Genomic DNA, 17,503 nt, shown 5'->3' with positions numbered 1-17,503 from the left:
GCATGCGGCCTGGACATGGCCATGCCGGAGCCGCCCTCGATCGGCAGGGACGGCGGTCCGGCGCTTCAAGCCGTGAGCACCGCACGGCTCCACGCACCAATCTGGGCTTCCTTGTCGGGGCGACCCCGCCTCTATCTCCGCACTGGACTTTGTCGGATCAAGGTTGGAATGCGCAGCAGCGACGACAGCGGCGAAGCGTCGTGGCTGAGCAGAGGAATGCCGAACGACGAGGTGCCCGGATCGAACCGCCGCAGCAAGGGCAGTCCAAGCAGCGCGGATAGCGCCAACGAACTGCGCGACAATGTAGGGACGTTCCAGAACCTGGCAAACGGCGTCGGGTCGTCCAGCAACACCGGCATGTGCAGGATGCACGACATCGGCGTCGCCTCGTCCCAGGGCATCACATGGCTCTCGGGTTCGGAAACTCCGGAATCGATCGGTCCGAAATTGCCGAGAATCTGAATGGCCCTGCCGCCGCCGGTGAAAGGCGCGTGCACCGTCACCAGCGCCCCGCCCCTGCTGACGCCCTCGGCATAGACCCGCGCGTGCGACTTCAGGACGTATCCCCGCGTGATCGCCGCGACGATGTCATCGCTGGACTCGCCCGCGCTGTCGCGCGACACGAGATAGACTTCGGAATAGCCCTCTTGCTCGAGCGCCGCCTTGGCGTTCGCAGCCTGCGCAGGCGTGGCGTACATTCGGCTGATCGTCTGACTCATGGCTTCTCCAATGCTCAGGTGGTCCGGACCCCTGCGTTGTCGGGCCTCACTCGTGCTTGCAGACGCCCGTCCTGACCATCACGAACGAGATGGGCCATGGTCAGCAGCGTGGCGAGCAGCATGATGATTTCCAGTGCGTAGACCGAAACATATCCAGTGGCCGCGCCCAGCGTGTTTGGCGGCGCAACGCTCGCAACCAGATCACGCATGATCCCGCCGAGCGCGATCGCCACGCCCGCCGCGGAAGCCTGAACCGCTCCCCAGGCCCCAAGCGCGAGACCAGCCTGGTCTTGCGGCGCCAGGTTCATGGTGGCCGTCAGGGTGCCATGACCGAACAGGCCGGCGCCGAAGCCGATCAGAAGCGTGCCCAAGCCAAACAGCAATGCGGAGGACAACGGCGCGGCCGCGATCACCGCGAGAAACGCCGGGATGCCGACCAGCGCACCGTAACCCGCCATCCGGAACGGATCGAAGCCGCGGCTCAACACGCGCGATGCGAGTCCAAAGCCGGACAGGCCGCCAACGGCGAGCGCCGCGGTCAGCTTGGTCGTATCTCCGACGGTCAGATGCAGGATCTGCCCCCCATAGGGCTCAAGCAGGACATCCTCCATGCTGAATGCCATCGTCCCAAGGCCGACGGTGACGAGCCGGCGCATCGCCTGTCCGCCACGGAGGTAGCTTTCCCACGACTGCTGAAAGGTCGGCACATGGGCGACCGTCTTGGTCGAGCGGCCGCGCGCCTCCATCTTCCACAACGCGATGGCGTTGAACACGATCGTGGCGACCGCAGTCCCCTGGATCACCTGGATCAGACGCGCCGGGCTGAAATCCGCGAGCAGGATGCCGAACAACAGCGCGCTGGCCATCGTTCCGAGCAGCAGCATCACATACATCAGTCCGACCACCTTCGGCTGCGACTCGACCGGCGCCAGATCGGTCGCGAGTGCAAGGCCGACGGTCTGGGTCGTATGCAATCCGACACCGACCAGAAGAAAGGACAGGGCAGCGCCGAGCTGACCGATCCAGGCCGGCGCATGGCCAGCCTGCCCGCCGCCCGACAGCACCAGCAGCGCGAACGGCATGATGGCGAGGCCGCCGAACTGCAACATCGTGCCCTTGTAGATGAAGGGCACCCGCTTCCAGCCCAGCTCGGAGCGATGCGTGTCGGAGCGGAAGCCGATCACGGCGCGGAACGGCGCGAAGATCAGCGGCAGCGACAGCATGATCCCGACCAGCGATGCCGGCACGCCGAGTTCGACGATCATCACACGGTTGAGCGTGCCGATCAGCAGCACCAGCGACATGCCGACCGAGACCTGAAACAGCGACAGGCGCAGCAGCCGGGAGAGCGGCAGATCGGGGGTGGCGGCATCGGCAAAAGGCAGAAAGCGCGACCCCAACCCGATCCAGCCCTTCATCAAGCTTTGGCTGACCCGATTCATCATCTCTGAAACCATCCGAGCAGATGCGCGCCATCACCGCGGCTGAGCTGTGTCTCGCTCCCCCGCGAAAATGACCGGGGTCCGTAGATCCCGGTCCGTCTTCATTGTCCGCGAACGGCGCCGCCTATTTGTCGTCGCGCGGTGCGAGCGTGGCTAGCGACACCTTGTCCGGCGCGTGACTCGTCGTGTCTTCGGACGTCGCCTGAGCTTGCGCAGGAACGGGCGCGACCGTGACGACGAAGGACGAGCCGGCCCTCGCATTCTCTGCCGACACGGGAGCGACTGAGATGACATAGCCCGGCACGGCCTTCGCGTTCAGGGCCACCGGCGACACGGTTTCCTCCAGCGAGGCCTTCTTGGATTTTCCGCCCTCGAAGAACGCCCCCATCCACGTGGTGTGCGTCAGCACCGTGTAGTGAACGCACAGCGATGTCAGCGCGACGCTTCCGAGAAAGAGCGGCAAGCCGACCGTGGGGTTGACCACGCACCAGATCCGACCTTGGTTCATGTCGGCCCCCTCAATGCAGCCAGGGCGAATAGATGTACGCAAGCAAGTGCGCGACACATGCGATCACGAAGAACACGCGGGCGCCGTCGATTACGTGCTTGTGCAATTCCTCCGATTCCGGGATCGTCAGTCCCGTCGGCCAAACTCTGTTGGGATCGTCCGGCATCACGTCACCTCCTGTATTGTCTCATGGTTGGTCTCTCGTGCTGAACCGTGTCGTCTCGCTTCACTCTCGCGAGCGCGTTGCCCGCGCCTGGACGTGACAGCCGGCTCGATCCGGGCACGACGGTGCCTTCGCCGGCCCGCATGAGCAGCGTTTGTTGTCCAGAGTGACCGCAATCCCGCCTTGATAATCGAGTGTCCAAACAGAACCGCTGTCACCACGTAAATTCTGATTTACATACGTTAATGTCAATTATAATGGACATTCTGGACTGTCAGGATAATCCCGGACATTGAAACGCGCGGCGCGCCTGTCGGCACACGACGGTTGCGGGATTAGCATTCACCGAAATCGTGACACTGATGGCAGCGATGGATCCGATCTTCGACGGCACGGCGAACGCTCCCATCTCCTGCGTCAGCGAAGCGGATCTGACGCTCTGCGACCGCGAGCCGATCCGCACACCAGGTGCAATCCAGCCCCACGGCCTGCTGCTCGGGCTCGATCCTGAAGAGCTCCGGATCACACATGCCGGCGGTGATGTGGCCGGCCTGCTGACGGCGGCGCCACAGACGCTGCTGGGAGACAGCGCTTCGCGGCTGTTCTCGCCTGACCAGATGAGACAGTTGCGCATGCTCGCTGGCGGCGCCGGCCCGCAACGCGCGGTGCATGCCTTCAGCATGGCCGGACATTCCGAGGCGAACGCCGACGTGATCGCCTTTCGCAGCGGCGCGGTGCTCGTGGTCGAAATCGAGCTCCGACGCGAGCAAGCGCCGGACAATCCGCTTGCGGCCGTCAAGGGCATGCTGCGCAACATCCAGCAGACGGAGACGGCGCCGTCGTTCTGTCAGGCCGTGGTCGATGAGGTCCGCCACCTCATCGGCTTCGACCGGGTGATGTTCTATCGTTTCCTGGACGATGGCAGCGGCGCCGTCATCGCCGAGGCCGCGGCGCCGGACGTCGAGTCCTTTCTTGGCCTGCATTATCCGGCTTCCGATATTCCAAAGCAGGCGCGCGAGCTCTACCGCACCAACTGGATTCGCGCGATCCCGGATGCGCGCTATGCGCCGGCGCCGATCCTGTCGCTCGGCGACGCGCCACCGGCCGCCGCGCTCGATCTCAGCCAGAGCACGCTGCGCAGCGTCTCGCCGATCCACCGCCAATACCTCGCCAATATGGGCGTGGTGGCATCGATGTCGATGTCGATCATCATGCGTGGCCGGCTATGGGGCCTGATCGCCTGCCACCACCGCGAACCGCGCTATCTGCCCTACGGCTTGCGCGAGGCCTGTGAGTTGTTCGCCGAGATGGTGTCCTCGCATCTGGAAGCCCGGCTCGCCGCCGAGAGCTTCGAACTGCAGAAGCGCAGCGCGAAGATCCATGAAGAGCTGCTCAACCGGCTGAGCCGGGAATCCGAGCTCGCGGCTGGCCTGGTCCGGTTTCGGCCCAATCTGCTCGATCTCATTCCGGCCGGCGGCGTCGGCCTGTGGATCGACGGGCAGTTCACCAATATCGGAGCGACGCCGGATCGCGAGGCGACCGAGGCGATTGTCGGTTGGCTGAACGCGACCGTCAAAGAGGGCGTGTTTCAGACCGACTGCCTCGCCCTGCTCTATCCGCCCGCCGAACATTTCGCCGATGTCGCCAGCGGGTTGCTGGCGTTGTCGGTGTCCAAGAGTCCGCGCGACTATGTGCTGTGGTTTCGTCCCGAGCTGGTGCAGACGGTCAATTGGGCGGGCAAGCCGGCCAAGCCGGCGCAAGGCGGGTCGGACCATGAGATGCTGACGCCGCGGACCAGCTTCGCGATGTGGCAGGAGCTGGTTCGATTGCACGCCTCGCCCTGGCTCGCGGCGGAGGTCGAAGCGGCGCACCGGCTCAGGGTGGCGCTGCTCGAGGTGGTGCTGCGGCGCATCGACCAGCTCGCGCGCGAGCGCGAAGCCGCCCGGCAGAGGCAGGAGCGGCTGACGAGCGAGCTCAACGAGCGGCTGGCGCAATCGGAGCGGCTCGCCCGTGCGCTGCGCAAGGAGACCGAGCTGCGCGCCGCCGTCGAGGGCGACCTCACCCAGGTGCTCCGCCGCACAGTGGCGGATCAGGAGACCGAGCGGCAGCGCATCGCCCGCGAGCTGCACGATACGCTGGGCCAGTCGCTGACGATGCTGCAGCTCGGATTGCAGGCGATCGGCCATGAGATCGCCGGCGGGCCAAAGCTGCAGCAGCGGTTCGACGGCATCAAGACTATCGCGGACAGCCTCGGGCGCGACGTCCACCGCATCGCCACCGAGATCCGCCCGAGCGCAATCGACGATCTGGGGCTGCAGAAGGCGATCGAGAGCCTGCTGGAAACCTGGAGCGAGAACGCCGCCCTCAACTACTATCTGCATCTGTCGCCCAAGGACATGCGATTGCCGAAGGCCATCGAGGCCACGCTCTACAGGGTCCTGCAGGAGACCCTGACCAACGTGGTCAGGCATGCCGAGGCCCGCAAGGTCGGCGTGATCCTCAACGTCACCGATCGCGAGGTGAGCATGATCGTGGAAGATGACGGCCGCGGCTTTCCTGCCGATGCGGACGACCCCACGGCCAGTCCGGCGATGCGGCTCGGACTGCTCGGCATCCGGGAACGGCTGGCGCTGGTCGGCGGCTCGCTGGAAATCGAATCCTCGCCGGGACGCGGCACCACCGTCTTTGCCAGGGTGCCGCTCTGATGGCGACGAGGGGCCGGGAAACCCAGATGGACGAGCTGCAGACATCGGCGCGCATCCGCGTGTTCTTTGCCGACGATCACCCGATCGTGCTCGACGGCATCAAGGCGCTGATCGCCGAGGACGCGCAATTGGACCTGGTCGGATCGGCGCTCGACGGCCCGACCGCGCTGCGGCGGGCCATCGACCTGCGGCCCGACGTGGTGGTGCTGGATCTCTCGATGCCCGGCATGAGCGGCATCGAGGTGGCGCGGAAGCTGCTGGCCGCCTGTCCCAGCAGCCGCGTGCTGCTCTTGACCGTGCACGAGGACGCCGCCTATTTCCGCCAGGCGCTCGAGATCGGCATCGTCGGCTATGTCCTGAAGCGCACGGCCACCGAGGAGCTGAACCGTGGCATTCACGCGGTCGCCGCCGGCGCGGTCTATCTCGATCCCGCGATCGCCGAGCGCGCGCTCGGGACGGCGGCGCGGCAGATCCCGATCCGCGCCGACGCGCTCTCCGGCGTCGAGCTCAGCCTGCGCGAGGCCGAAGTGGCGCGGCTGACGGCGGCCGGATACAGCGCCAAGACCATCGCGCTGAAACTGCAGATCGGCGTCAAGAGCGTCGAGACCTACAAGAAGCGCTGCATGACCAAGCTCGGCTTCCAGAGCCGGGTCGAGCTGATCCACTACGCCATCGGCAAGGGCTGGCTGAGCGCGCCATGAGACGGTGACGGGTCTGCAGCCCGCCATCGCGGATCACCGCAACCCGTCGCGGATCATGTAGCCGGCGCCGCGGATGGTGTGCAGCAGCGGGCGGTCAAAACCCTTGTCGATCTTGGAGCGCAGCCGCGAGATGTGGACGTCGATCACGTTGGTCTGCGGATCGAAATGATAATCCCAGACGTTCTCCAGCAGCATCGTGCGCGTGACCACCTGCCCCGCATGCTTCATCAGATATTCGAGCAGGCGAAACTCGCGCGGCTGCAGGGTCAATTCGTCCTTGCCGCGGGCGACCCGATGCGACAGGCGGTCGAGCTCGAGATCGCCGACCTTGTAGGTCGTCTCCTCGGCCGGCCCGCCATGGCGGCGCGACAGCACCTCGACGCGGGCGAGCAGTTCGGCAAACGCGTAGGGCTTCGGCAGATAATCGTCGCCGCCGGCGCGCAGGCCCTTGATGCGGTCGTCGACCTGCCCGAGCGCCGACAGGATGAGAACCGGGGTGCGGTTGCCCTTGTCGCGCAGCGCGCCGATCAAGGACAGGCCGTCGCGCTTGGGCAGCATGCGGTCGACCACCAGCACGTCGTAATCGCCGCTCTCGGCCATGGCGAGGCCCTCCTCGCCATCGCCAGCGAGATCGGCGACATGCCCGACTTCGCGGAACGCCTTGACCAGATAGTCGGCGGACTCGCGGTCGTCTTCGATGATCAGGAGGCGCATTGCGGAAACGGGGGCGACGGTCACGGTTGGATGTCCATCTACATGGCCCGGCCGCCGTTTCCGTGCAAGGCGGCCTCAGCCCGGGGGGTTAATCAAACGGGGAAAGTGGGCGGTGAAGCTGGGGGACTTCACCGCCCGAGTTCCTTCCGACGGAGGGGGGCGTTGTTCCTACCGGAAGGTTTGCGGGAGCGGGACTTATGCCCGCCCCCAGGAAGAGCCGCCGACGCGGGGGCAACATGCCGGCGACTCTCCATCTCGTGAAAGCCTCAGCCCTTCATCAGCCTTTGGCCAGCGGCACCGCGACGAAGCGCGACTGGCCGCCGCTCTTCACCCGCATCAGCACGCTGTTCTTGTTGTCGTTGCGGGCGGCATTGATGGCCTCGCGCACGTCACCGGCCGAGGTCACGCTCTTGCCGGCCACTTCGAGGATGACGTCGCCTTCCTTGAAGCCGCGATCGGCCGCGGCGCTCTTCGGATCGACCTCGGTGACGACGACGCCTTCCTTGCCGGCGCCGGCCACGCTCGATGCCGGAGCGACGGTCATGCCGAGCTTCGGCACATCGGCGCCGCGGGTCGGGCTGGAATTGTCGCCGCCGGTGTCGGCCTTGGCCTCGATCGTGTTCGGCAGCTTGCCGAGCGTCAGGCTGATGGTCTTCTCCTGGCCCTTCTGCAGCACGTTCAGCTTGACCGACGCGCCGGGCGCGAGACCGCCGATGGTGCGGGCGAGCTCACGCGCGTCCTTCACCGGTTCGCCATTGACCGAGGTGATGACGTCGCCGGACCGGATGCCCGCCTTCGCCGCCGGACCATCGGCCTGGGGCTCAGCGACCAGCGCGCCCTCGGCCTTCTTCATGCCCAGGCTGTCGGCGATGTCCTGCGTCACCGGCTGGATCTGCACGCCGATCCAGCCGCGGCTGACCGAGCCATTGTCCTTGAGCTGCGCGATCACGCTCTTGACCGTCGAAGCCGGGATCGAGAACGCGATGCCGACGCTGCCGCCGGAGGGGGAATAGATCGCGGTGTTGACGCCCACGACATTGCCGTCGACATCGAACGCCGGACCGCCGGAATTGCCCTTGTTCACGGGCGCGTCGATCTGGATGAAATCGTCATACGGGCCGTTGCCGATGTCGCGGCCCACGGCCGAGACGATACCAGCCGTCACCGTGCCGCCGAGGCCGAACGGATTGCCGACCGCCAGCACCCAGTCGCCGATGCGCGGCTTGCCGTCGGCGAGCTTGGCGAACGGGAAGTTCGAGCCACCCTCGACCTTGATCAACGCCAGATCCGTGCGCTGGTCGGTGCCGATCACCTTGGCGCTATAGGTCTTGCCGTCGTCGGTGGTGACCTCGACCTTGTCGGCGCCGTCGACCACGTGATTGTTGGTCACCGCATAGCCGTCGGCGGAGATGAAGAAGCCGGAGCCTTGGCCGGTCACGGCGCGACCGCCACCGCGGCCGCCGCGGCCCGGCATGCCGGGAATGCCGTTCTCACCGCCGAAGCGGCGGAAGAAGCGCTCCATCGGCGAGCCCGGCTGGAACGGCGTGTCGTCGTCGCTGTCGTTCTTGGCGACCTTCTCCGCGATATTGACCTTGACCGAAATCACCGACGGCTTCACCCGCTCCACGATGTCGGCAAAGCCGACCGGGCGCGCCACCTTGCTGACCTCATTCGCGACCTGCGCATGCGCCGAGGTCGAGAACAGGTCGAGCGGCGCCCCCTGCGGCGACAGGCCATAGGCGGCGACGCCGAGGCCCGCGACCACGGAGGCCATCAGCGCGAATTTGCGCGCCGAGAACAGCCCACGCCAGGGCTGGCGATAGGAGGGAAGCGAGGACAGGTCGGTCGGACGGTCAGTCATACGGTTTTCTCCGCAAGCGATTTTGTTCAAGGTCAAAACTTGGGTCCCGGGCTACTCGCCCCGTTCGCCAGTGAAGATGGGGCTCGCCGCCTTACGGCGTGCTGGCTGCGGCGTTAAACTTCTGTAATGGACGGACATGAAGACTGCGGCAGAATGGCGCAGATCGCGGGCCACGCAAGAAAAGAGGCGTACTTTCAATCTCTTGTCGCAGTCCCGACAGCCCCACCGCTGCCATCTCTGTGACCGCCCGACCAAAGTCGTAGCGCACCTCCCGTCCGTTCGCCGCGGGTTCACCGCAGGCGTAGACCACCACACCAACCGCCTGGCCAAAACGACGGATGACGCTGGCACTCATCCGCCCTCCCCGTTCCGGCTGCGTCCGGGCCCCGTAGCCCGCATGAGCGAAGCGACATGCGGGGATCACCGCCCCCATCAATGTCGCGCAAGCTCCCGCCCCGCCCTCAGCCGTCATTCCCCGCGAAGGCGGGGAATCCCGTACGCCGCGGCCTCTCGGTCAAGCCACGACGCCACGGAGTCCTGGATCCTCTGACTGAGACTGTCCTCGGCTCGCCTGAGTACTACTCGACTCAAACTCCCCTCTTTGCGAGCGCATGCTCGCAATGACGCGAAGAGCCATCCCGATCCACACTGTCAAACAGCCCACGGAGAGACATGACAGCAAGCCGAGCCCCATCACCCTCGCGACGCATTCCGCGCCCGAGCCATGCCCGACATCTCACCCTCACGGCGAGGACGCAGGAAAGGCCGGGAGCTCGCCGCTCCCATGGCCGCGTGCGTCGGACACGCGCGATCTCACCTGATGACGGGCTTGACCCGGCCATCCACGTTTTTCCGCTTTGCGCGGGAGATGGATGCGCGGGTCAAGCCCGCGCATGACGCCCGAGTGTGTTGAGCTCGTGTGTATCGGGTCAAGCCCGGCCACGACAATGGAGAGAGGTGTGCCTCACAGCATAGCGAAGACGTCGATGAGCGTCACTTGTCGCCTGATCAGCTCGCCTTCACGCTGATGATGAACGCGTCGACCTCGCGCTTCAGCGTCTCGGCCTGTTGCGACAGCTCGCCGGCGGCATCGCGGGCGTCGGTAGCGAGGCGGCCGGTTTCGGCCGAGGTGGAGGTGATCTGGGCGATGTGGTTGGAGACGTCGAGGGTGCCGCGGGCGGCTTCCTGGACGCTCTTGGAGATATCCTGGGTGGCGTTGCGCTGCTGCGAGGTGTCGACCTCGATGCCGGACATGATGGCGCTGATCTCGCTGAGCGTGGTCGAGATGCCGTCGATGGCGCCGCGGGTCTCGGCCGTAATGCCTTGGATGCTGGCGACATGCGACGAGATCTCATCGGTCGCCTTGCTGGTTTGGTCGGCGAGGTTCTTCACCTCGGAAGCGACCACCGAGAAGCCCTTGCCGGCCTCGCCGGCGCGCGCCGCCTCGATGGTGGCGTTGAGCGCCAAGAGATTGGTCTGCGCGGCGATCGCCTGCACCAGCTGCACCACGGTGCCGATCTTCTCGGCGGCATCGGACAGCGAATGAATCGTGTTCTTGCTCTTCTCGGCCTGCGACGCCGCGCCCTCGGCGCGCTGGGTGGCGTCGGAGACGCGGCGGCTGATGGTGCCGATCGAGTTCGTCATGTCCTCGGTCGAGCCGGCCACCGTCTGCACGCTGCGATTGGCGTGGTTGGCGGCGGCCTCGACCGCGTTGGCCTTGGCCGAGGTGTCATTGGCGGCGCGCGACAGCGTCTCGGCATTGCTCTTCAACCGCACCGCGGAGGACGCGACGCTGCTGACGACGCTGGCGACGAGCTCGTTGAAGGAGTGAATGCGGCCGTCGAGATAGCGCGAGCGCTCGCCCTGGCGCTGCGCCTCCTGCAGCTCGCGTTCGGTGAGGCGCTGGCGCTCGATGCCGTTGGTCTTGAACACCTCCAGCGCGCCGGCGAGCTGGCCGATCTCGTTGCCGAGACCGAGGCCGGGGATGCGCGTGTCGTATTTCTGGTCGGCCACGTCGCGCATGGCGCTGACCATCGCCGCGAGCGGACGCAGGATGCCGTTTTGCACGGCGGCATAGGTCATCAGGCAGACGGCGCTGGCGAACACCGCAATCGCAACGCAGGCGACCAGGAACCAGGAGAACGCCGACTGGGCCTGCTGATAGATGACGGTCGCATGATCGCGCGCCGGGCCGCTCAGGGCCGCGAAGTCTGAGGACAGGCTGGTGATCTGGTTGTTGAGATAGAGCACCGCGATGAAGCCGGTGCCGCCGCCGATCGCCAACAGCAGCAGAAGCGAGGCGACGACGCCCCCCACGAGGAAGCGGATGGTCAGATTGCTGTTGGAGAACATTGGCTTTGCCCGGGAACGTCAGACGGAATGTCTGACGCACGTTTCCAGACAAAGGTAAAATAAGCTGAAAGCCGGGGGGCGTGCCGACCACGGGAGAGCACGGGACTTTGCGAGATGTGCGCCCGCGCGACCTTGGCGCCGCGCTCCTCACCATGAGGAGGCTGGTCCGAAACCGGAGCTGCGCCGGCTCCTCGACAGCGCGTTGCAGCCGGGCCTTTACGACGCCGGCGGCTGCTGCTCCGCTGCCATCAGGGCGGCGAGGCGCGTCTCCTCCTCCGCCGTCAGCTTCGGCGCGGTCTCGACGCCGCGCTGGCTGCGGCGGCGGACCTGCAGCCATAGCGCGAGGCCGCCACCGAGCAGCAGCAGCGGCGGCAGCAGCCACAGCAGCAGGGTCTGGCGCTCGAAGCGCGGCTTCAGCAGCACGAACTGGCCGTAGCGGGCGACCAGGAAATCCAGCACCTGATTGTCACTGTCACCGGCGGCGAGACGCTCGCGCACCAAAAGGCGCAGGTCGCGCGCCAGCGGCGCATCGGAATCGTCGATCGACTGGTTCTGGCAGACCATGCAGCGCAGGTCGCGCGACAGCGCGCGGGCGCGCTGCTCCTTGGCGGTGTCGGCCATGACCTCGTCGGGCTGCACGGCATGCGCCACCGGGGCGGCAAGCAGCAGCAGCGCGAGGCAGGCCAGACGGAGACGATTCCGCATCCGCTTTACTCCGCCGGCTGCAGCGCGCGCGCCGCACGGGCCGGCCGCGGCGCACCGACGCGCAGCCGCCGATCCGACAGCGAGAGCAGCCCGCCGAACGCCATCAGCACCGGGCCGAACCAGATCAAGAGCACCAGCGGCTTGTGATAGATGCGCACGGCAAGGCCGCCATCGGCCGTGGTGTCGCCGAGCGAGACATAGAGCTGGCTGACGCCGCGGGTCATCAGCGCCGCCTCCGTGGTCGACATGCCGCGTGTGGCGAAGCTGCGCTTGGACGGCGTCATCACGCTGAGCTGCCTGCCGTCCTCGCTGATGATGAAGGTGCTGACGACCTCGGTGAAGTTCGGCCCCTGGCGCTGGGTCATGCCGTCGAACTTGATCTCGTAGCCGGCGAGATTGCGGACATCCCCCGGACGCAAGGTCGAGATCAGCTCGCTGTTCCAGGTGGTCTCGCAGACGATGCCGAGCAGGGCTATACCGAGGCCGGCATGGGCGAAGGCGGTACCCCAGACCGAGCGCGGCAGGCCGCGGGTACGGTGCAGCGCGGTCCTGAAGGGGACGCGCGCGACGCCGCTGCGCTCGACGAGATCGACGATGGCCCCCGTGATGACGAAGATGCCGAGTCCGATGCCGAGCGGCGCCAGCGCGCTGCCGCCGCGCGCCCAGGCCCAGGCGATCGCGATCGCCACCAGCGACGCGACGCCGGCCGCAAGCAGCCGCTGCGCCGCGGCGACGAGATCGCCGCGCTTCCAGGCCAGCATCGGGCCGAACGGCACGATCAGCAGCAAGAGCGCAAACAGCGGGCCGAAGGTGAGGTTGTAGAACGGCGCGCCGACCGAGAGCTTGAAGTCGAGCGCCTCCATGATGACCGGATAGAGCGTGCCGAACAGCACGGTGGCGCAGCTCACGGTGAGCAGCAGATTGTTCAGCACCAGCGCGCCCTCGCGCGAGATCGGCGCGAACAGGCCGCCCTGCTTCAGCGCGGTGGCGCGGCCGGCGAACAAAGTCAGGCTGCCGCCGATGAACAGCACGAGGATGCCGAGGATGAACACGCCGCGCGTGGGATCGCTGGCGAAGGCATGCACCGAGGTGATGACGCCGGAACGCACCAGGAAGGTGCCCAGCAAGGACAGCGAGAAAGTCAGGATCGACAGCAGGATGGTCCAGACCTTGAGCGCGTTGCGCTTCTCCATCACCAGCGCAGAGTGCAAGAGCGCGGTGCCGGCGAGCCAAGGCATCAGCGAGGCGTTCTCGACCGGGTCCCAGAACCACCAGCCGCCCCAGCCGAGCTCGTAATAGGCCCAGTACGAGCCCATGGCGATGCCGAGCGTCAGGAAGATCCAGGCCATCAGGGTCCACGGACGCACCCAGCGCGCCCAGGCGGCATCGATGCGGCCTTCGATCAGGGCGGCGATGGCGAAGGAGAACGAGATCGAGAAGCCGACATAGCCGAGATAGAGCATCGGCGGATGCACCGCGAGGCCGATGTCCTGCAGCACCGGATTGAGGTCGCGCCCCTCGATCGGCGGGGTGGCGAGCCGCGCGAACGGGTTGGAGGTCATCAGGATGAAGAGATAGAAGGCGGCCGCGACCCAGGCCTGCACCGCGAGCACGCGGGCGCGCAACGACAGCGGCAGATTGTTGCCGAACAGTGCGACCATGGCGCCGAACAGCGCCAGGATCGACACCCACAGCAGCATCGAGCCTTCGTGGTTCCCCCACACGCCGGTGATCTTGTAGAGCAGCGGCTTCATCGAGTGCGAATTCTCGAACACGTTGGCGACGGAGAAATCCGAGGTCACGTGCAGGGTGATCAGCGCGATGAAGGACAGGCCGGCGAAGACAAGCTGCGCCAATGCCGCCGAGCGGCCGACATTCATCAGCGCAACGTCGCGCTGATGCGCGCCAAGCATCGGCACGGTGGACTGGATCAGCGCCAGCGCGAGCGCCAGCACCAGGGCATAATGTCCGCTCTCTGCAATCACTGGGTCGCTCCTGCCGCCGTCTTCTCGCCCTCGCGCATCGACACCGGGCCCGGCTTCGCCGCTTGCGGCTTGCCGTAATCGTCCTTCCAATGGCCCTGCTTCTTCAGCGTGTCGGCGACTTCCTTCGGCATGTAGGTCTCGTCATGCTTGGCAAGCACGGTGTCGGCCTTGAACACACCGGCGGCATCGAGCGCGCCCTCGGCGACGACGCCCTGCCCTTCGCGGAACAGATCCGGCAGGATGCCCTTATAGGCGACCGGCAGCTTGGCGCCGCCATCCGCAACCTCGAACGTCACCGCGAGATCGTCGCCACGCTTCAGCGAGCCAGGTTGGACCAGGCCGCCGAGCCGGAAGCGCTTGCCCGGGCCGATGTGCTTCTCGGCCACCATGGTCGGCGTCGAGAAGAACACGATGGAATCGCGCAGCGCATTCAGCACCAGCCCGGCTGCGACCGCGAGCACGAACAGCGCCCCACCGATGATCGTCAAACGCCTCTGCTTGCGTGTCATCCCAACATCCCGTTGGCGGCGGAAGCGCCGCTCATCCATCCAGCCCGAACGTCTTCACGCCCTCGTTGAGCTGGCGCAACCGTTCTGTATCCTTCACGGCCTGGCGCGCATCCGATAACGCCGATCGGGCCTTGTCGAGATCACCCATCACGACATAAGCGCGCACCAGCCGCAGCCAGCCCTCGACATCGTCGCCATTCTGCTGCAATCGCGCCGCGAGACGGTCGACCATGCCGCGGATCATCGTCTCGCGGTCATTGTCGCTCATGCCCTTGGCGGCGGCCATGGCCTCGTTCGGCAGCGCCGGCGCCTCGCCGCCGCCGACCCGGGCAAGCGCGGCGCTGACCAGCGGCCGCCACGGCGCGTCCGCCGGACCCTTGCTCAGCATCTTCCGCCAGATCGCGGCGGCATCGTCCTTGCGGCCGTCCTGCTCGGCGGCGACGCCGAGATAATAATTGGATTTGGGCTCATCGGCGTCGAGCGCATGGCCGCGCTCGAACTCGGCCTTGGCTTCGGCGGTGACGACGCCCCCCGCGGCCGCCGCGATCATCTCGCCCAGATCGGCGCGCTTGGATGCGCCGTCGCCGGCATAGGTGATCATGTTGCGATAGGCGCGGATCGCGTCCTCGGTGCGGCCGAGCCGGGCCAGGACGGGGGCGAGCACCGTCCAGCCGCGGCCGTCGGTCGGGTTCTTCTGCAGATGCTGCTCGACCTGCGACACCAGGTTCTCCAGCGGCTGCGAGCCGTCCGCGGGCGTGGCGCGGGCGGTCAGCGGAAAGTCCGGCAATTGCGGCGAACCGAGCGGCAGATAGACCGCGAGCGCCACGATCGGCAGCCCGATCAGCGCCAGCACGGCGGCAAGCCGGCGCAGGCCGAGGCTGGTTTGGACCGGCGCCTCGCCCTCCTGCTCGGCGGCAGCCAGCAGGCGGCGGCCGATCTCGACCCGCGCCGCCTCGGCCTCGACCTTGCCGATCAGGCCGGTTTCGACATCACGCTCGATCTCGGCCAGTTGGTCCTTATAGACGGCGACCTCGCGGCCGTCCGACGCGGCGCGCGCGCCGAGCCCGAGCGGCAGCAGGACGGCGAAGATCGCCGCGGCCGTCATCACGGCAAACACGAACCAGAGCGTCATCAGACAGAGTTCCAGGCGGCGTCCACCGGCAGACGCGCGTTGCGCAGCTTTTAACCAGCACCGTTCCCGGCGGCAATTCACAATTGCCACCCTGGTAGCCCAGCCCCCGAAGCCAAAAAACTCAGGAAGATTACGTAATTAGGGCACCTCGAAATCCGCGCTTTTGGCCAGATAGGTGCCGTGGCCGTTCAGCGCCATGAGGAAGTAGGTGCCCGGCCTGATCTCGTCGGTCAGCCTGATCCGCAGCGACCCTGCCGGGACCGGAGACGCAATCGTGGTGACGGGATCGGGCAGCGGCGCCCCGCTCGTCTTGTCGACGAGCACGACCTTGGCCTTGATCATGAGGTTGCGATAGGTCGCCCGCACAACGCGGTTCTCGACCTCGACGAAGTTGATGACGGAAATCATGGTCTTGATGAAAAGTCTGAAATTGACAGCGTGAACGGGTGCCCAGCCCCGGAGCGAGACCAGACGAAACCACAATCTAAAAACGATGGAACTATAGCAGAGAGATCAACCAGCGCGTGAAGATTTTCGCTCGCCATTCAGCGCATTTTCGGCGGCCCGGCTCATCAGCTGAGCATAATCATTGCCGAACAGGACGTGGCAGAAGCGGATCGCCGCCGAGACTTGCGATTGCCGATAGGCGCGCGCCCGCGCATCGCCACTGCGAAGCGATTGCACCAGAGCCTCGGTGGCCTTCTCGACATATTGCTGCAGATCGGAATAGGTCCGCAGCGTCACCTCGTTGATGGCGAGCTCACTGGCGTAGTTGCGGCACACCGCGACGAACTCGATCAGCGCCGCGACCTCTTCGACCTCGCTGGTATCGACGCCGGCACCGGCCGGAATGTCCTTGTCGGCGCGCTGGCGCAGGATGCGGCGGGCACGGCCCGGCACGCTGTCGATCTCCGATTGCAGCGCGTTGGAGATGTCAGCGCGGATCGCGGTGAGCTGCTTGCCCCAATTCGATTCCGAGCGCAGATCGAGCTCGGTGCGCAGGCCGCGAACGCCATCATGCAGCGTCTTCAGCGTATCGCCGAGATTGGCGAAATGGCCGCGCCGGATGTCGGCACGCAGCACCGTGGCGAGGTTGGCCAGATCGTTCAGCGCAATGGTGACGGCGACGCCGAACGGCGTCGCCGCAACGCGGATCTCGTCATCGGAGGCCGCGATCTTGGTGGCGAGGCGGATGATCTGCCAGGGCGCGGCGAGCCGCTGCATCACCAGCGCCAGCGCGAAAGGCAGCATCAGCGGGGTCTGCAATGACGGCACGTTGATGGCGTCGGTCACCGAAGCGATCTGGGAATCGCCGAGCACCCGGATGATGCCGGGCAGCCGCCCGTTGAGACCGTCGAGCGCCTCGCGATTCTGCAACACGAGGGCGATCGGCAGCAGATCCTCGATTACGCTGGGAGCACCGATGCGCGCGAGCGCGCGCTGGCGGTCGCCGGTCGCGTTGGGGCCGACCAGCTTCATCAGCGCCTCGGCGGTGGCAAGCTGCAGCTTGCGGGCCGCCATCTCGACCTCGCGCGAGCCATCGCCCGCGGTGGACAGCGCCGCTTCGAACTCGGCATAGCGCTCCGGCGCGCCTTCGCGGCCGAGCCACTGCCAGACGGCGAGCAGCGAGGCGCGGCGGATCTGGCCCGGACGCAGCGGCCCCGAAGAATCGGTCAGGAAAGGCTCAAGCGGGCGAAACAGCCGGCGCGGACCGTCGCCGCTCTGTCGGCGATCCTCGCGTGCCGGCGGACGGCTGACCTCGATGGCCGGTTGCGGCCGCACCGGCTCTGCGACGGGCGTCGGCGGCGCGGCGGGTGGCGCGGGACGCACCACCTTGCGCAACTGCTCGAGCACCAAGGTGGCGACCGCGACATCCTGGCCGCGTTCGATGGCGCGCTCGAACTCGCGCATCAACAGCGACTGCGCGTTCGGCGGCAGCTGCCCGAGATATTCCCTTAACCGCTCGTGAGCTGTCTGACCCATGCGCCGGCGTGCAAATTTCCACGG

General features: G+C 66.6%; 15 protein-coding genes and 1 pseudogene. 2 read left to right on the top strand and 14 right to left on the bottom strand.

Going from position 1 to position 17,503, the window contains the following annotated elements:
- Window positions 1-131: 131 nt before the first annotated feature.
- The 4 genes and pseudogenes from BBTA_RS14415 to pufB all read right to left on the bottom strand — a co-directional run bounded on the left by BBTA_RS14415 (window position 132) and on the right by pufB (window position 2,835).
- Window positions 132-719, bottom strand: a complete 588-nt coding sequence (locus tag BBTA_RS14415) for a hypothetical protein (protein WP_012043220.1) — start codon at window positions 717-719, stop codon at window positions 132-134.
- A gap of 14 nt (window positions 720-733) precedes the next feature.
- Entirely contained in the window at window positions 734-2,161 is a 1,428-nt protein-coding gene (locus tag BBTA_RS14410; RefSeq protein ID WP_012043219.1) for a PucC family protein, read from the bottom strand.
- 328 nt (window positions 2,162-2,489) lie between these two features.
- A pseudogene (locus tag BBTA_RS41605) lies at window positions 2,490-2,669 on the bottom strand (light-harvesting protein); the annotation flags it as partial.
- A 10-nt stretch (window positions 2,670-2,679) separates the two neighbouring features.
- The gene (gene pufB / locus BBTA_RS14400) at window positions 2,680-2,835 is read right to left on the bottom strand and encodes a light-harvesting antenna LH1, beta subunit (protein WP_008963656.1); all 156 of its coding nucleotides are present in this window, start codon (window positions 2,833-2,835) and stop codon (window positions 2,680-2,682) included.
- A gap of 368 nt (window positions 2,836-3,203) precedes the next feature.
- On the opposite strand from pufB, the gene BBTA_RS14395 reads away from it, so the two are divergent.
- Both BBTA_RS14395 and BBTA_RS14390 read left to right on the top strand, forming a co-directional pair.
- The gene (locus tag BBTA_RS14395) at window positions 3,204-5,537 is read left to right on the top strand and encodes a GAF domain-containing protein (RefSeq protein WP_049795497.1); all 2,334 of its coding nucleotides are present in this window, start codon (window positions 3,204-3,206) and stop codon (window positions 5,535-5,537) included.
- Window positions 5,538-5,563: 26 nt separating this feature from the next.
- Window positions 5,564-6,238, top strand: coding sequence for a response regulator transcription factor (locus BBTA_RS14390; RefSeq protein WP_041750641.1), 675 nt, complete (start codon window positions 5,564-5,566; stop codon window positions 6,236-6,238).
- 33 nt (window positions 6,239-6,271) lie between these two features.
- Here BBTA_RS14390 and BBTA_RS14385 read toward each other — a convergent pair whose 3' ends face one another.
- The 10 genes from BBTA_RS14385 to BBTA_RS14345 form a co-directional block, all read right to left on the bottom strand.
- Complete coding sequence (locus BBTA_RS14385) at window positions 6,272-6,952, bottom strand: response regulator transcription factor (RefSeq protein ID WP_009031474.1); 681 nt, start codon at window positions 6,950-6,952, stop codon at window positions 6,272-6,274.
- 277 nt (window positions 6,953-7,229) lie between these two features.
- On the bottom strand, window positions 7,230-8,813 hold the full coding sequence (locus BBTA_RS14380; protein WP_012043214.1) for a Do family serine endopeptidase: 1,584 nt from the start codon (window positions 8,811-8,813) through the stop codon (window positions 7,230-7,232).
- Window positions 8,814-8,904: 91 nt separating this feature from the next.
- Window positions 8,905-9,168, bottom strand: a complete 264-nt coding sequence (locus tag BBTA_RS40055; protein ID WP_148221440.1) for a hypothetical protein — start codon at window positions 9,166-9,168, stop codon at window positions 8,905-8,907.
- Window positions 9,169-9,821: 653 nt separating this feature from the next.
- Window positions 9,822-11,165, bottom strand: a complete 1,344-nt coding sequence (locus BBTA_RS14375) for a methyl-accepting chemotaxis protein (protein WP_012043213.1) — start codon at window positions 11,163-11,165, stop codon at window positions 9,822-9,824.
- A gap of 216 nt (window positions 11,166-11,381) precedes the next feature.
- Complete coding sequence (locus tag BBTA_RS14370; RefSeq protein ID WP_012043212.1) at window positions 11,382-11,870, bottom strand: cytochrome c-type biogenesis protein; 489 nt, start codon at window positions 11,868-11,870, stop codon at window positions 11,382-11,384.
- Window positions 11,871-11,875: 5 nt separating this feature from the next.
- Complete coding sequence (locus tag BBTA_RS14365; RefSeq protein ID WP_012043211.1) at window positions 11,876-13,855, bottom strand: heme lyase CcmF/NrfE family subunit; 1,980 nt, start codon at window positions 13,853-13,855, stop codon at window positions 11,876-11,878.
- Window positions 13,852-14,364, bottom strand: coding sequence for a cytochrome c maturation protein CcmE (ccmE, locus tag BBTA_RS14360; RefSeq protein WP_012043210.1), 513 nt, complete (start codon window positions 14,362-14,364; stop codon window positions 13,852-13,854). Before ccmE ends, BBTA_RS14365 begins: the two co-directional genes overlap by 4 nt.
- 31 nt (window positions 14,365-14,395) lie before the next feature.
- A complete protein-coding gene (gene ccmI, locus BBTA_RS14355) occupies window positions 14,396-15,496 on the bottom strand; it encodes a c-type cytochrome biogenesis protein CcmI (protein WP_012043209.1) in 1,101 nt (366 codons plus the stop codon).
- Window positions 15,497-15,634: 138 nt separating this feature from the next.
- Complete coding sequence (locus tag BBTA_RS14350; protein WP_012043208.1) at window positions 15,635-15,904, bottom strand: hypothetical protein; 270 nt, start codon at window positions 15,902-15,904, stop codon at window positions 15,635-15,637.
- A 105-nt stretch (window positions 15,905-16,009) separates the two neighbouring features.
- Window positions 16,010-17,479 (bottom strand): hypothetical protein, encoded by a 1,470-nt coding sequence (locus tag BBTA_RS14345; RefSeq protein WP_012043207.1) that lies wholly within the window; start codon window positions 17,477-17,479, stop codon window positions 16,010-16,012.
- Between the last annotated feature and the right edge of the window lie 24 nt (window positions 17,480-17,503).

Origin of the sequence: Bradyrhizobium sp. BTAi1 (assembly GCF_000015165.1) — a bacterium.
Classification (GTDB): Bacteria; Pseudomonadota; Alphaproteobacteria; order Rhizobiales; family Xanthobacteraceae; genus Bradyrhizobium; species Bradyrhizobium denitrificans.
The sequence above is the reverse complement of the archived record's forward strand: the minus strand, read 5'-3'. Positions and strand labels throughout refer to the sequence as shown.

Coding starts and splice junctions, on each gene's coding strand:
- BBTA_RS14385 (WP_009031474.1), bottom strand. CDS start 6,952: ATGCGCCTCCTGATCATCGAAGACGACCGCGAGTCCGCCGACTATCTG.
- BBTA_RS14345 (WP_012043207.1), bottom strand. CDS start 17,479: ATGGGTCAGACAGCTCACGAGCGGTTAAGGGAATATCTCGGGCAGCTG.
- BBTA_RS14415 (WP_012043220.1), bottom strand. CDS start 719: ATGAGTCAGACGATCAGCCGAATGTACGCCACGCCTGCGCAGGCTGCG.
- ccmE (WP_012043210.1), bottom strand. CDS start 14,364: ATGACACGCAAGCAGAGGCGTTTGACGATCATCGGTGGGGCGCTGTTC.
- BBTA_RS14390 (WP_041750641.1), top strand. CDS start 5,564: ATGGACGAGCTGCAGACATCGGCGCGCATCCGCGTGTTCTTTGCCGAC.
- BBTA_RS14370 (WP_012043212.1), bottom strand. CDS start 11,870: ATGCGGAATCGTCTCCGTCTGGCCTGCCTCGCGCTGCTGCTGCTTGCC.
- BBTA_RS14350 (WP_012043208.1), bottom strand. CDS start 15,904: ATGATTTCCGTCATCAACTTCGTCGAGGTCGAGAACCGCGTTGTGCGG.
- ccmI (WP_012043209.1), bottom strand. CDS start 15,496: ATGACGCTCTGGTTCGTGTTTGCCGTGATGACGGCCGCGGCGATCTTC.
- BBTA_RS14395 (WP_049795497.1), top strand. CDS start 3,204: ATGGATCCGATCTTCGACGGCACGGCGAACGCTCCCATCTCCTGCGTC.
- BBTA_RS14375 (WP_012043213.1), bottom strand. CDS start 11,165: ATGTTCTCCAACAGCAATCTGACCATCCGCTTCCTCGTGGGGGGCGTC.
- pufB (WP_008963656.1), bottom strand. CDS start 2,835: ATGCCGGACGATCCCAACAGAGTTTGGCCGACGGGACTGACGATCCCG.
- BBTA_RS14380 (WP_012043214.1), bottom strand. CDS start 8,813: ATGACTGACCGTCCGACCGACCTGTCCTCGCTTCCCTCCTATCGCCAG.
- BBTA_RS14410 (WP_012043219.1), bottom strand. CDS start 2,161: ATGAATCGGGTCAGCCAAAGCTTGATGAAGGGCTGGATCGGGTTGGGG.
- BBTA_RS40055 (WP_148221440.1), bottom strand. CDS start 9,168: ATGAGTGCCAGCGTCATCCGTCGTTTTGGCCAGGCGGTTGGTGTGGTG.